We start from the raw sequence: 13,261 nt of genomic DNA on the forward strand, positions 1-13,261 counted from the left end.
GAGACACTTTACCTGTCCGCGGGCCCGCGGGCCCGCGGGCACGCGGCGGCTAGGAGCCGGACACCTGCTCGAGGACGCGGGCGCCGGGGACGGGACCGGTGACGACGAGCACCTCGCGGGCCACCTCGGCCTCCTGGACGACGGCGGCCACCGAGCGGGCGTGCCGCTCGTCGAGGGCGAGCGCGGCGACCGTGGGACCCGAGCCGGACAGGACGGCGGCCAGCGCGCCGGCGCGGTCGGCCGCGGCGATGACGTCACCGAGCTCGGGACGCAGGTCGAGGGCGGCCTCCTCGAGGTCGTTGACGAGGTGGCGGGCCAGCGCGAGCGGGTCCCCGCCGCGCAGGGCGACGAGCAGCGCGTCGTCCAGGTGCGGGGCGGGTGCGTGGGTTCCGCCGTCGTCGTCGAAGGCCGCGAAGACCTCGGGGGTGGACAGGCCCGTGTCCTGGACGGCGAGGACCCAGTGGTAGCTGCCGCCGACCATGGCGGAGGTGAGGACGTCGCCGCGGCCGGAGCCGATCGCGGTGAGGCCGGTCAGCGCGAAGGGCACGTCGGCCCCGAGCCGGCGGGCGAGCCGGACGAGCTGCTCGCGGTCGAGCCCGGCGTCCCACAGCTGGTCGCAGGCGAGGAGCGCGGCGGCGGCGTCGGCCGAGCCGCCCCCCATGCCGCCGGCCACCGGGACCTGCTTGACGATGTGGAGGTGGGCCCCGGCGGTGATGCCGGTGTGCTCCTGGAGCAGCCGGGCGGCGCGGAGGGCGAGGTTGGAGTCGTCGGTGGGCACGCGCTCGGCGTCGCGGCCCTCGACGGTCAGGCTCAGCGCGTCCGCGCGCGTGGCGATGACGTCCTCGTGGAGGCTGACGGCCTGGAAGACGGTGGCGAGGGGGTGGTAGCCGTCCTCGTCCGGGGCGCCGACGCGCAGGGCGAGGTTGATCTTGCCGGGGGCGCGGACGCAGACGGCACCGGGCGGGTGGTTCACGCGCCGGCCCCGCGGTGCTCGGCGATGCGGGCGAAGTCGGTGATGCCGAGACGCTCGCCGCGCAGGGTGGGGTCCAGGCCGGCGGCCGTGACGGCGGCCGCGGCCCGCTCGGCTGACCCGGCCCAGGCCGCGAGGGCGGAGCGCAGCGTCTTGCGGCGCTGGCTGAAGGCGGCGTCGACGACGGCGAAGACCTCCTCGCGGCTCGCGGTGCTCGACGGCGGGTCGCGCCGCTCGATGCGGACGAGCGCGGAGTCGACGTTGGGCACCGGCCAGAAGACGGTGCGCCCGATCGTCGCCGAGCGCTGCGCCCGGGCGTACCAGGCGGCCTTGGCCGAGGGGACGCCGTAGGTGCGGGACCCGGGCGGTGCGGCAAGCCGGTCGGCGACCTCGGCCTGCACCATGACCAGGCCCGTGCGCAGGCTGGGCAGCCGCTCGAGCAGCGTGAGGAGCACCGGCACCGCGACGTTGTAGGGCAGGTTCGCCACGAGTGCGCCCGGCTCCGCCGGGCCCTCACCGGGGAAGGCCGGCAGCTCGGTGACGTCCATGGCGTCGGAGCGCACGACGAGGAGCCGGTCGACCGCCTCGGGCAGCCGGGCGGCGACGGTGGCGGGCAGGGCCTCGGCGAGCAGGGGGTCGATCTCGATCGCGACGACGCGGGCGCCCGTCTCGAGGAGCGCGAGGGTGAGCGAGCCGAGCCCGGGGCCGACCTCGACGACGACGTCGCCGGCCGTGACCCCCGCGGTGCGGACGATCTTGCGGACGGTGCCGGGGTCGATGACGAAGTTCTGGCCCAGGGTCTTGGTGGGCCGGATCCCGAGCGCCCCGGACAGGGCGCGGACGTCGGCGGGCCCGAGCAGGGGGTCGGCCGGCGTGGGGGCGGGGTCGTGGCTCACGGCGTCGAGCCTAGCGGGCGCCTGGCCGGCCGCTGCCGCACCCGGGAACGACCTCGCGCCGACAGCGTGCCCCTGCCTGCTGGCAGGGACGGTGCTGTCGGCGCGAGGTGTGGTGTCAGCGCAGGCCGAGCTTGGCGGAGCAGGCGGGCCACTGACCCCAGCCCGAGCGGGCCTGGAGCATCTGGGCGCGCTTGGTCTGCTCGGCGGGCGAGGCCTGCGAGGGGAGACCGGAGCCACCGACGGACTGCCAGGTCCCCACGGAGAACTGGTACAGACCGTGGTAGAGCCCGTTGCTGCTGACGATGGAGGGGTTGCCGCCGGACTCGCACTGGGCGAGGGAGGCCCAGACACCGCTGGACGGGGCGCCACCGGAGCTGGACTCCTCGGAGCTGCTCGACCCGCCGCTGCTGGACTCGTCGGAGCTGCTGGAGCTGCTGCCACCAGCGGAGCTGCTGCCACCGCTCGAGCCACGGGAGGGCGCGGAGGGCTGCGGGGCGACGGGGCGCTCCTTGGTCCCGACAGCGACGATCTCGTCGACCGGCTCCACGACGGTGACGTAGCTGCTCGCCTCGGAGACGCGCTCCTCGCCGTTCACCTGGACGGCGAGGCTCGCGCGCACACGACGCCCCTCGGCACCCTCCTGCACGACCCGTCGCTCCCCGACGTAGAGGGAGTCGTCCTCGCGCTCGGTGGTCTCGAAGGGGACGGCCTCGGTGTCGGTCTCCAGGGCGTGGGTGCCGCGGGTGACCGTGACGGAGACGACGCCGCCCTCGCCCGTGCCGACGACGACGCCGTCGAGCTTGCCGACCGTGACGCCCGCGAGCTCGAGGACCTCGTCGAGGTGCGCCTCGCCCTCGGGCGTCACGCGCTGGGTCTCGCCGTCGGCGACGACCTCGACCGGTGCGCCGTCGACGAGCGGCATGTCGAGCGCCTCGCGACCGCCGTCGTTGGAGCGGGAGGCGGCGACGGTGATCTGCCGCCCGGCCTCACCGAAGGACTGGATCGCCTCACCGGTGGTCTGGGCGGTCGTCCACATGGCGCGCTGCTCGCCGTCGACGTCGACCCGGATCTGCCGGGCGCTGCGGACGACGACGAGCATGCCGTCGTCGAGCGTCTCGTCGAGCTCGGGACCGACGGCGTCGTGCTCGCCGACGGCGACGTCGTGCTCGTCGAGGAGACCCTCGACGGAGCCGGCGAAGGTCGACACGGTCTGCTCGACGCCGTCGACGTCGAGCGCGACCGTCTTGTGGGCCGAGGCGACGGCCACGCCGCCACCGGTGACGAGGGCGGCGGCACCGACCGTGGCGAGCGCGGCGCGGAGGCGACGGCGCCGGGGCGCTGCGTCAGCGGGAGGGGTGGAGGGGTTCTGGTCGAGCGTGTCGTGAGAGAGCACGGACTTCCTAGGGTTGCGCGTCCCGGCACAGACGAGGGCCGGTCGCCCGAGGGCGGCCTGACCGACACGGCTCGAGCGCCGCGGGAGGGGTCTGATCCGGCTGTGTGCGTCACCTGGGGCGACACGGGACCCGTTGAGGCCCGCAGATGACTGTAATCCAATCGTTACGCGGCGGTCTACGTGAGGTCACTCACCGCGTGATACGCCGCGCAGCTGCTCAGTACCAGCCGTGGGAGTTGCTGTGGCCCAGGGCCCCGCACGGGGTGCCGTAGCGGCCGCTGATGTAGCCCAGGCCCCAGGTGATCTGGGTGGCGGGGTTGGTGCGCCAGTCGGAGCCGGCCGAGGCCATCTTCGAGCCGGGCAGCGACTGCGGGATGCCGTAGGCGCCCGAGCTGGGGTTCTCGGCGGTGGGGTTCCAGCCGGACTCCCGCTGCCAGAGGGTCTCGAGGCAGCTGTACTGGTCGGTGCCCCAGCCCCGGGCGGCGACCATCTCGGCGGCGATGGCCTTGGGGCTGCCACCGGTGGGGGTGACCGCAGGCGGCACCGAGGCGGGCGCGGAGCCGCTCGCGGAGGGCGCGGCAGGCTCGGGCTCGGGCTCCGGCTCGGCGGTGCCGACCTTGACGACCTCGTCGACACGCTCGGAGACGACGGCGCGCGCGACGACCTCGCGGCCGGTCTCCTCACCACCGGTCATGGTGATGCGGTAGGTCGTGGCGGTCACGCCGTCGACGCCCTCGGTGACGACCTCGCGCTCACCGCGCGGGAGGGAGTCGTCCTCCTCCTCGACCGTCTCGTGCTCGTCCGTGTCGGTCACGTGCTCGTCGACGACGTCGACCGTCGTCACCTCCACCGTCATGCCCGCGCCGACGGGGGTGGACAACGGCGCGGAGACGACGTCGTCCTGGTCGACGAGGACGCCGGCGCTGGTGAGGAGCTCGGCGACCGTCGCGGCCCGCGTGGTCAGCTCCTGGGACTCGCCGTCGACGACGAGCTCGACGGCCACCCCCTCGAGCGGGGTCCGAGCCTCGAAGCGTGAGGCGGCGAGGCCGGCGACGGCACGGTCGACCGCGCCGTCGCCGATGGAGGTGCCCGCCATGACCACCGGGTCCGGGGCGGAGGCGTCCGGGGCGGTGGTGCCGGCGAAGGCGGCGGTGCCGCCGGCGATGACGGCGAGGACGGCGGCGTGCAGACCGCGCCGGGCGACGGTGCGGACGTGGTTAGCGGGCGCCGCCACCTCGCGGTGACGCGCACGCCTGACGGCATCTGACACAGCATGGTCCTGTCTGGAGGGAGGGCACCCGGCTCGTCGAGACGTGCCGGGTGGTGACTGACCTGCGGTAGACCGTAACCGATTCGTGACCTGATGGGGAAGGCAGCCAATCCGCATGCTGGTGCGGAAAGGTACTGGTGTTACTGATGTGACTGGAGTGGCGAAAGAGGTCGACTACCAGGTGCCGTAGACCGCTTCGGTGTTCGCCGTCAGCCGGTGGCACAGGGTGGTCAGCTCGGTGCCGGTCTCCTCGGCCAGGCGCCGCACGGTGAGCGGCATGACGTAAGGGCCGTTGGGGCGGCCCCGGTAGGGGGCCGGGGTGAGGTAGGGGGAGTCCGTCTCGACGAGGAGCAGCTCGAGGGGCACCTCGCGCACGGCGGCGCGCAGCGTGTCGTTGGCCTTGAAGGTCACCGGCCCCGCGACCGAGACGTACCAGCCCTGCTCGGCGCAGGTACGTGCCAGGTCGACATCGCCGGAGAAGCAGTGGAAGACGGTCCGGTCGGGCGCGCCGTCCGCGAGGAGGACCTCGACGACGTCCTCGTGCGCCTCGCGGTCGTGGATCTGCAGGGCCAGTCCCAGCTCCTTGGCCAGCGCGATGTGCTGACGGAAGGCGCTGCGCTGCACCTGCCGAGCCTGCTCACCGCCGCGGAAGAAGTCCAGACCGGTCTCCCCGATCGCCCGCACGCGCTCGTGGCGGGCGAGCTCGGCGACCCGGGCGACGGCGTCGTCCAGGGACGTCTCGTGCCGGCGAGCGACGGCGGGGTCCAGCCCGTCCGGTGCCACCTCGCGCACCCCCGCGTGGAGCGGCGCCTCGTTGGGGTGGATGGCGAGCGCGGCGACGACCTGGGGGTGCTCCTCGGCGAGCGCGACGCTGCCGGCGAGGGTGTCGAGGTCGCAGCCCACCTGGACCATGCGGGTGACGCCCACGGACGCCGCCCGCTCGAGGTGCTCGGCCGTGCTGAGCGGCTCGCTGCCGTCCCGCACACCCGGGTCCTCGTCCGCGCCCACGGGGAAGTGGGTGTGGTTGTCGACGACGGCGGCGGGCAGCGCCTCGGGGAGTGGCGGCCAGCCGCGCTCGCGGGGGCTCACGAGGCGTCGACGCCGAGGCGGGCCAGCTCCTCCTCGACGACGGACTCGTCGAGCTTGGTGAAGACGGGGACCGGCTTGGCGACCGGCTCCCCCACCCGGACCGGGCGCCGCCCCCAGGCCGGCACGCCGGTGTAGTCACCGGTGATGACGGGGTAGCCCGGTCCGCCGTCGAGGTCCTCGACCTCCTCCACCCGCGGGAGCGGGGCGACGTCGCCGGTGCCGCCGATGACGGCGTCGACGGTGTTGGCGCTGTGCGGGAGGAAGGGACTGATCATGACGTTGAGGTCGCTCACCGCCTGCGCGGCGACGTGGAGGATCGTGGCCCGGCGCTCCTGCTGGGACTCGTCCTTGAGCTTGTAGGGCTCCATGTCGGTGATGTACTTGTTCGCCTCGCCCACCAGGCGCATGACCTCGGAGATCGCGGCGCGCTGGCGGTGGCGGGCGATGAGGTCGCCGACGGTGGTGAAACCGGCCTCGACCTGGTCGAGCAGGGCGCGGTCCGCGTCGGTGAGCTCACCGGCGGGCGGGACGTGGCCGATGTTCTTGTGGATCATCGAGGCGGTGCGGTTGACGAGGTTGCCCCAGCCGGCGACGAGCTCGCCGTTGGTGCGGCGCACGAACTCCGCCCAGGTGAAGTCGCTGTCCTGGTTCTCCGGGCCGGCCACGGAGATGAAGTAGCGCAGCGCGTCGGGCTGGTAGCGCTCCAGGACGTCACGCACGAAGATGACGACGCCGCGCGAGGAGGAGAACTTCTTGCCCTCCATGGTGAGGAACTCGCTCGAGACGACCTCGGTGGGCAGGTTGAGGTCGCCGTACTCCCCCGGCTTGCCGCCCCGCTCACCCTGGCCGTTGTGCGCCAGCATCTCGGCGGGCCAGATCTGGGAGTGGAAGACGATGTTGTCCTTGCCCATGAAGTAGTAGGACAGGGCCTCCGGGTCGTTCCACCAGCGACGCCACGCGTCGGGGTCGCCGCTGCGGCGGGCCCACTCGACCGAGGCGGACAGGTAGCCGATGACGGCGTCGAACCACACGTACAGCCGCTTGGTGGGCTGGTCGCGCCAGCCGTCCAGCGGCACGGGGATGCCCCAGTCGATGTCGCGGGTCATCGCGCGCGGGCGGATCTCGGCGAGGATGTTCTTGGAGAAGCGGATGACGTTGGGGCGCCACGTGCCCGAGGCCTCGCGCCCGTCGAGCCACTCCCCGAGCGCCTCGGCCAGCGCGGGCAGGTCGAGGAAGAAGTGCTGGGTCTGGACGAACTGCGGCGTCTCGCCGTTGATCCGCGAGCGCGGGTCGATGAGGTCGGTGGGGTCGAGCTGGTTGCCGCAGCTGTCGCACTGGTCGCCACGCGCACCGGTGTAGCCGCAGATGGGGCAGGTGCCCTCGATGTAGCGGTCGGGCAGCGTGCGGCCGGTGGACGGGGAGATCGCGCTCTGGGTGGTCTGCTCGACCATGTAGCCGTTCTCGTGGACGGCGCGGAACATCTCCTGGACGACGGCGTAGTGGTTGCGCGTCGTTGTGCGCGTGAACAGGTCGTAGGACAGTCCGAGCGCGACAAGGTCCTCGACGATGAGGCGGTTGTTGCGGTCGGCGAGCTCACGGGCGGAGACGCCGGCGGCGTCGGCCGCGACGAGGATCGGGGTGCCGTGCTCGTCGGTGCCGGAGACCATGAGGACGTCGTGGCCCGCCATGCGCATGTAGCGGGAGAAGACGTCGGAGGGAACGCCGAAGCCGGCCACGTGCCCGATGTGGCGCGGGCCGGAGGCGTAGGGCCAGGCCACCGCCGAGAGGATGCTCGTCATGGGGCCAGCCTAGTTGCCACGGCGACGCACCCCTCCAGCCCGACCGCCGACAGCGCACTTCCCGCCGAGAGCGCACTTCCCGCCGACAGCGCACTTACCGCCGACAGCTGGATCCCTCCCGGCGCGACTCGCGGCGCGCCGCGCGCCGCGCGCCGCGCGCCGTACGACGATGTGCGCGTCAACGTCGACGAGGAAGAGGTCACGGTGGACCGACGGGTCGAGTGGCGGGTATCGAGCCGCAAGCAGCTCCGTGTACAGCAGATCGGCTTCGTCGTCCTGCTGCTGCTCTTCACCTGGACCCTCACCTGCGACGACGTGGCTTCTTTCCCCCGCGTCGCCTACCTCCTGCTGGTCCTGATCCCGGCGATGAACATCGTCGCGGGGCGCGCCCGAACGGTCGCCGACGTCGACGGCGTCGAGGTGTGCGGCGGGGTGAGGACCAGACACGTCCCGTGGTCCGCCGTCGACGAGGTCAGAGCCGTCCACAGCGAGTGGACCGACCCGAAGGTCGAGATGCACCTGACCGACGGCTCCTCGCGGACGCTGCCGTGCATCCCCACGGACGCGGTGCCGCAGCTCGAGGAGCTGCGGGCGGCGGCCCACGAGTAGGGGTCAGCGCGAGGGCGTGAGCTCCACGCCCGCCTCGCGCAGCTGCGCCCGGGCGAGCTCACCCTGCTCGGCCGTGACCGGCGCGGTGAGGTCGCTGAGCACCCGAACGGACATGCCCGCCCGCACCGCGTCGAGCGCCGTGTCCTTGACGCAGTGCGACTCGGCGAGCCCGACGACGTCGACCGCGTCCACACCGTCGAGCAGCTGCGCGAGCGTGCGCCCCTCGCCGTCGGTGCCCTCGAAGCCGGAGTACGCGGCCGCGTACTGGCCCTTCCTCACCGAGGCGTCCGGGGCGAGGCCCGCGAGCGCCGGGTGCAGCTCGGCCTCCGCCGTCCCGGCCACGCCGTGCGGCGGCCAGGTGTCGACGTAGTCGGGCTCCTCGGGCGGGGTGGCGAAGTGGCGACCGGGGTCGATGTGCCAGTCCTGCGTCGTCACGACGAGCGCGTACCGCTCGCGGTGGGCAGCGGCGTACTCGGCGATGGCCTGGGCGACGGCGTTGCCTCCCTCCACGGGCAGCGCGCCACCCTCGCAGAAGGTGGGCTGGACGTCGACGACGAGCAGGGCACGACGCTCGGACATGGGGCCTCCTCACACAGGGCGGACAGTCCCATCGTTCCACGGACGCGATTCCCGTGACCGCCGCGTGGCCCGGTCGTAGAGTTGAGGCATGGCCGACGACGACGCGCGCCACAGCTGGACCATGGCCGGCATCCACACGGCCGTGGAGCTCGACGGCGGGGTGCTGGTGGGTGACGACGGCTCGGCCTGCGCCGAGCAGGCCCTGCGTTACGCGGTCGGTGAGGCGGCTCGTCGTGGCACCGACCTGCACGTCGTGCGCGCCTGGAGCATCCCGACGGCGGTGCGGCCTCCCGACGCTCCCTTCGGGACGACGCCCTCGATCGTCGAGATGCAGGACGCGACGCTCGCCGAGACACGTCGCCGCGCGGAGGTTGCGGCCGCTGAGCACGCCGGCGTCACCGTCCACGCGCACACGGCGTTCGGGAAGGCTGGCAAGGCCCTGCTGTCGGCGGCGGCCGGCGCGGACGTCCTCGTCGTCGGCTCCAAGGGGCGGTCCAAGATCGCGGACATGCTCGTCGGCTCGACGGCCGCGGCATGCATCCGCGAGGCGAAGGTCCCCGTCGTCGTCGTGCGCTGACCCAGCGCGACGACACGTGCACTGTGTCTGTCGGTAACAACTCAGCTCTCGGCGCGGCAGGACCACTACCCCCGCAGGACCACTACCCCCGCGGCGAGAGCTGAGTTGTTACTCCCCGGGTGCGCGAGAGCTGAGTTGTTACTCCCCGGGTGCGCGAGAGCTGAGTTGTTACCGGCGGGCGTCTAGGGCGGCCTGGTAGAGGTCGCGCTTGCCCAGGCCGGTCTCGGCGGCGACGGCGGCTGCGGCGTCCTTGAGACGCTCACCCGCAGCGGCGCGGGCGACGACGTCCCCGACGTGGTCCTCCAGCCGCGCCTCGCGCGGCTCCGCCCCGGCGACGACGACCGTCACCTCACCCCGCACTCCCCCAGCCGCCCACTCCGCGAGCTCGGCGAGCGTGCCCCGCCGCACCTCCTCGAAGGTCTTCGTCAGCTCGCGGCACACGGCGGCGCGGCGCTCGGCACCGAAGGCCCGCGCCATCGCCTCGAGCGTCTCCCCCACCCGGTGCGGGGAGTCGAAGAGCACCATCGTGCGGCGCTCGTCGGCCAGCGCGCCGAACACCCGGTCACGCTCCCCCGGCCGGCGCGGCGCGAAGCCCTCGAAGCTGAAGCGGTCGGTCGCCAGCCCGGAGACCGCGAGCGCCGTGAGGACGGCGCTGGGCCCGGGCAGCACGCTCACCGGCACGTCCGCCGCGACGGCGGCGTCGACCAGCCGGTAGCCGGGGTCGGACACCGAGGGCATGCCGGCGTCGGACACGACGAGCACCCGGCGCCCGGCGCGCGCCTCCTCCACCAGGCGCGGGGCCCGCTCGCGCTCGTTGTGCTCGTGGAAGGAGAGCATCTCCCCGCCCACCCACACCCCGAGGCGCTTGGCCAGGGCGAGCATGCGGCGGGTGTCCTCGGCGGCGACGACGTCCGCCTCCGTCAGCGCGCGCACGAGGCGCGGCGGCGCGTCACCGGCGTCGCCGATCGGGGTGGCGGCGAGGACGATCTGCCCGCCCTCCCCGCGCCAGGGCGAGCCGCCGACGGCGGAGGTCGCGTCGTCGTCGGCGGTGACGGCGCCGTCGTTCTCGTGCTCCTCGACCGGCTCGCTCATCTGCCCAGTGTGGCCCACCGGCGACGACCTACACTCACCACCGTGACAGCGCCGCGTGACGACACCGACCGCCCTGGCCCGGTCGCCACCGCGGAGGCGGCGCCCGAGCGGACGGACCACCGCAGCGCGGCGCAGATCGAGACGGACCTCGCCTCCCGCCTCCTGCGCCCCGGTCCCACCGACCGGCTGTGGGGCTGGCTCGGCCCGCTGATCGTCACGGCGATCGCCGCGGTCCTCCGCCTCGTCGACCTCAACCACCCGACCCGGCTGATGTTCGACGAGACCTACTACGTCAAGCAGGCCTACTCCCTGCTCACCCTCGGCTACGAGGGAGAGTGGGAGGGGGAGAACGAGGAGATCAACGCCCGCTTCCGGGAGGGCGACTTCTCCGACCTCACCGCGGACGCCGACTACGTCGTCCACCCGCAGATCGGCAAGTGGCTCATCGCGATCGGGCTGCGCCTGTTCGGTGCGGACAACGGTGCCGGCTGGCGCTTCTCCGCCGCGGTCGCCGGCGCCCTCACCGTCCTGATCGTCGCGCGCATCGGCCGCCGCCTCACCGGCTCCACGCTCCTGGGCTGCGCCGCCGGCCTCCTCCTCGCCGTCGACGGTCTCCACCTCACCGGCTCACGCATCGGGCTGCTCGACGTCTTCCTCGGCCTGTTCGTCGTCGCCGCACTCGCCGCCGTCCTCCTCGACCGGGAGCAGTCCCGGCGGCGCCTCGCCCACGCCGCCGCGGCCGACCTCGCCGCGCGCGGTGACGGCCGCCTCTCCGACCCCTGGGGCCCGCGCACCGGCATGCGCTGGTGGCTCGTCCTCGCCGGGGTGCTCCTCGGGCTCGGCGGCGGGGTCAAGTGGTCGGCGATCTACGCGCTCGCGGTGTTCGGGATCCTCGTCGTCGTGTGGGACCTGTGCGCCCGCCGCGCCGTGGGAGCGCGGCTGTGGTTCGGCGCGGGGGTCTTCCGCGGCGGGGTGCCCGCCTTCCTCGCGCTCGTGCCCGTCGCGCTGCTCACCTACGTCGCCGGGTGGGCGTCGTGGTTCGCCAGCCCGAGCGCCTACCTGCGGACGTGGGCCGCGGACCAGGTCGCCGAGACCGGCACCGTCGCGCGCTCCTGGCTGCCGGACGCGCTCAACTCCCTGTGGGAGTACCACCTGCGCGCCTGGGACTTCCACAACGGCCTGGACTCCGAGCACTCCTACGAGGCCCATCCCGCCGGCTGGCTCCTCCAGCTGCGGCCCACGTCCTTCTACTGGGAGAGCCCCGTGCCCGGTGACTGCGGCGCCGACCGCTGCGTCCAGGCGATCTCCTCCGTCGGCAACCCGGTGGTCTGGTGGCTCGGCCTCCTCGCGCTCGTCGCGATCCTGTGGATGGCCGTGGCACGCCGCGACTGGCGCGCCTGGGTGGTCCTCTCCGGCTACGCGGCCGTCTACCTCCCGTGGCTCACCTACTCCCACCGCACGATCTTCACCTTCTACTCCATCGCGCTGGCCCCGTACGTCGCCCTCGCGCTCGTCGTCGCCGTCGCGTGGGTGGGCGGGCTCCTGCCTCCCCTCCACGGTCCCGCCCGCCGGCCCGGAGAGGTGCCCGACGAGGACGACGACGGCGGCCCGTCCGCGCCGCTCACCGACGACTCGTGGCTGTCCCGTCCCGCCGCCTCGCCCGTCGCCACCGCCGTCGCCACCACCGTCGCCGACGACGACGCTCCCGCGCCCGCCCGCAGCACCCGGCTCGGCCACGTCCTCCTCGCCGTCGTGTGCGTCGCGGCGGTCGCCGCCCTCCTGTGGTTCTGGCCGGTGTGGACCGGCCAGACCCTGTCCTACGACATGTGGCGTGCCCGCATGTGGCTCGGCTCCTGGATCTGATCTCACGTTCCGCCCGCCCGCAGCGTCTACGGGGTGATGATGACCAACCCGCCCTTCGAGCAGGTCGTGGCCCGCCACGGTGCGACGGTGCTGCGCGTGTGCCGCGCCGTCGTCGGCCCCGACGACGCCGACGACGCGTGGTCGGAGACCTTCCTCGCCGCCCTGCGTGCCTACCCGGACCTCGGGGCGGGCGCGAACGTCGAGGCGTGGCTCGTGACGATCGCCCACCGCAAGGCCCTCGACCAGCTCCGGGCCCGTGCCCGCCGGCCCGTGCCCGTCCCGGCGCTGCCCGAGCGGGCCGCCGCCGGGGGTGAGCCGGGCGACGCGGCCGAGGTGTGGTCCGCCGTCGCCGCGCTGCCGGAGAAGCAGCGCCTGGCCGTGGCCTACCACCACCTCGCCGGCCTGCCCTACGCCGAGGTCGCGGCGATCGTCGGCGGCACCACCGACGCCGCCCGGCGCGCCGCCGCCGACGGCATGACCGCCCTGCGCCGCCGCTACGGCGCCCCCAGCAGAGGAGACCGCCGATGAGTGCCCTGTTCCCGCCTACCGAGCCCGCCGAGCTCGAGCGCCTGCACGCCCGCCTGGCCGACGACGCCGCCCGCGAGGGCGTCCTCGACGTCGCCTACCGCACGGTCGACTCGCCCGTCGGCCCGCTGCTGCTCGCCGCCACCCCGCGTGGACTGGTGCGGGTCGCCTTCGCCGGGGAGGACCACGAGCGGGTCCTCACCGCCCTCTCCGAGAAGGTCAGCCCCCGCATCCTCCACGCCCCGGGCCGGCTGGAGACCGCGGCCCGCCAGCTCGAGGAGTACTTCACCGGCGCCCGCACCCACTTCGCGCTCGAGGTCGACCTCGCGCTCGCCCGCGGCTTCCGCCGCACCGTGCTCGAGCACCTCGCGACGATCGGCTACGGGGACACCGAGAGCTACGCGCAGGTCGCCGGGCTCGTGGGAAGCCCGCGGGCGGTGCGCGCCGTCGGCACCGCCTGCGCGACCAACCCGCTGCCGATCGTCGTGCCGTGCCACCGGGTGGTGCGCAGCGACGGCGGCCTGGGCGGCTACCTCGGCGGCCTGCCCGCCAAGGAGCTGCTCCTCGGCCTCGAGCGCGCGGCCTGACCCCGCCGTGGG

Annotated in this window: 13 protein-coding genes; 5 read left to right on the forward strand and 8 right to left on the reverse strand. The window is 74.1% G+C overall.

The genetic code is table 11. The features are described from left to right. Positions 1 to 49: 49 nt before the first annotated feature. The 6 genes from DSZ44_RS04460 to metG form a co-directional block, all read right to left on the reverse strand. A complete protein-coding gene (locus DSZ44_RS04460; protein ID WP_110851415.1) occupies positions 50 to 973 on the reverse strand; it encodes a 4-(cytidine 5'-diphospho)-2-C-methyl-D-erythritol kinase in 924 nt (307 codons plus the stop codon). Then, the gene (gene rsmA / locus DSZ44_RS04465) at positions 970 to 1,866 is read right to left on the reverse strand and encodes a 16S rRNA (adenine(1518)-N(6)/adenine(1519)-N(6))-dimethyltransferase RsmA (protein WP_110851416.1); all 897 of its coding nucleotides are present in this window, start codon (positions 1,864 to 1,866) and stop codon (positions 970 to 972) included. The genes DSZ44_RS04460 and rsmA overlap by 4 nt, the downstream gene beginning before the upstream one ends. Before the next feature lie 115 nt (positions 1,867 to 1,981). Further along, the gene (locus tag DSZ44_RS04470) at positions 1,982 to 3,259 is read right to left on the reverse strand and encodes a resuscitation-promoting factor (protein ID WP_110851417.1); all 1,278 of its coding nucleotides are present in this window, start codon (positions 3,257 to 3,259) and stop codon (positions 1,982 to 1,984) included. 217 nt (positions 3,260 to 3,476) lie between these two features. Next, entirely contained in the window at positions 3,477 to 4,529 is a 1,053-nt protein-coding gene (locus DSZ44_RS04475) for a resuscitation-promoting factor (RefSeq protein WP_146237476.1), read from the reverse strand. A 174-nt stretch (positions 4,530 to 4,703) separates the two neighbouring features. Further along, positions 4,704 to 5,618 carry a TatD family hydrolase gene (locus tag DSZ44_RS04480; protein WP_110851419.1) on the reverse strand — a complete coding sequence of 305 codons (915 nt, stop codon included), beginning with the start codon at positions 5,616 to 5,618 and terminating at the stop codon, positions 4,704 to 4,706. Continuing rightward, positions 5,615 to 7,417 carry a methionine--tRNA ligase gene (metG, locus tag DSZ44_RS04485; protein WP_110851420.1) on the reverse strand — a complete coding sequence of 601 codons (1,803 nt, stop codon included), beginning with the start codon at positions 7,415 to 7,417 and terminating at the stop codon, positions 5,615 to 5,617. The genes DSZ44_RS04480 and metG overlap by 4 nt, the downstream gene beginning before the upstream one ends. A gap of 204 nt (positions 7,418 to 7,621) precedes the next feature. Between metG and DSZ44_RS04490 the strand changes: the two genes are divergently transcribed. After that, positions 7,622 to 8,026: a PH domain-containing protein gene (locus DSZ44_RS04490; protein ID WP_146237477.1), complete on the forward strand. Its 405-nt coding sequence runs from the start codon at positions 7,622 to 7,624 to the stop codon at positions 8,024 to 8,026. Positions 8,027 to 8,029: 3 nt separating this feature from the next. Here the strand turns inward: DSZ44_RS04490 and DSZ44_RS04495 are convergent, their stop codons facing one another. Then, complete coding sequence (locus DSZ44_RS04495) at positions 8,030 to 8,605, reverse strand: isochorismatase family protein (RefSeq protein ID WP_110851422.1); 576 nt, start codon at positions 8,603 to 8,605, stop codon at positions 8,030 to 8,032. A gap of 88 nt (positions 8,606 to 8,693) precedes the next feature. Between DSZ44_RS04495 and DSZ44_RS04500 the strand changes: the two genes are divergently transcribed. Beyond that, entirely contained in the window at positions 8,694 to 9,182 is a 489-nt protein-coding gene (locus DSZ44_RS04500) for a universal stress protein (protein WP_110851423.1), read from the forward strand. A gap of 168 nt (positions 9,183 to 9,350) precedes the next feature. Here the strand turns inward: DSZ44_RS04500 and rsmI are convergent, their stop codons facing one another. Beyond that, positions 9,351 to 10,274, reverse strand: a complete 924-nt coding sequence (gene rsmI, locus DSZ44_RS04505; protein ID WP_110851424.1) for a 16S rRNA (cytidine(1402)-2'-O)-methyltransferase — start codon at positions 10,272 to 10,274, stop codon at positions 9,351 to 9,353. Positions 10,275 to 10,316: 42 nt separating this feature from the next. On the opposite strand from rsmI, the gene DSZ44_RS04510 reads away from it, so the two are divergent. From DSZ44_RS04510 to DSZ44_RS04520, 3 genes are read left to right on the forward strand one after another with little or no spacing between them, the layout of a single operon-like run. Next, positions 10,317 to 12,137 (forward strand): dolichyl-phosphate-mannose--protein mannosyltransferase, encoded by a 1,821-nt coding sequence (locus DSZ44_RS04510; RefSeq protein ID WP_110851425.1) that lies wholly within the window; start codon positions 10,317 to 10,319, stop codon positions 12,135 to 12,137. A gap of 39 nt (positions 12,138 to 12,176) precedes the next feature. Continuing rightward, positions 12,177 to 12,665 carry an RNA polymerase sigma factor gene (locus tag DSZ44_RS04515; RefSeq protein WP_110851659.1) on the forward strand — a complete coding sequence of 163 codons (489 nt, stop codon included), beginning with the start codon at positions 12,177 to 12,179 and terminating at the stop codon, positions 12,663 to 12,665. Continuing rightward, a complete protein-coding gene (locus DSZ44_RS04520; protein ID WP_110851426.1) occupies positions 12,662 to 13,249 on the forward strand; it encodes a methylated-DNA--[protein]-cysteine S-methyltransferase in 588 nt (195 codons plus the stop codon). Before DSZ44_RS04515 ends, DSZ44_RS04520 begins: the two co-directional genes overlap by 4 nt. Positions 13,250 to 13,261 lie beyond the last annotated feature (12 nt).

Source organism: Georgenia satyanarayanai (assembly GCF_900116375.1).
Taxonomy (GTDB): domain Bacteria; phylum Actinomycetota; class Actinomycetes; order Actinomycetales; family Actinomycetaceae; genus Oceanitalea; species Oceanitalea nanhaiensis.

Coding starts and splice junctions, on each gene's coding strand:
- metG (WP_110851420.1), bottom strand. CDS start 7,417: ATGACGAGCATCCTCTCGGCGGTGGCCTGGCCCTACGCCTCCGGCCCG.
- DSZ44_RS04500 (WP_110851423.1), top strand. CDS start 8,694: ATGGCCGACGACGACGCGCGCCACAGCTGGACCATGGCCGGCATCCAC.
- DSZ44_RS04515 (WP_110851659.1), top strand. CDS start 12,177: ATGACCAACCCGCCCTTCGAGCAGGTCGTGGCCCGCCACGGTGCGACG.
- rsmI (WP_110851424.1), bottom strand. CDS start 10,274: ATGAGCGAGCCGGTCGAGGAGCACGAGAACGACGGCGCCGTCACCGCC.
- DSZ44_RS04495 (WP_110851422.1), bottom strand. CDS start 8,605: ATGTCCGAGCGTCGTGCCCTGCTCGTCGTCGACGTCCAGCCCACCTTC.
- DSZ44_RS04520 (WP_110851426.1), top strand. CDS start 12,662: ATGAGTGCCCTGTTCCCGCCTACCGAGCCCGCCGAGCTCGAGCGCCTG.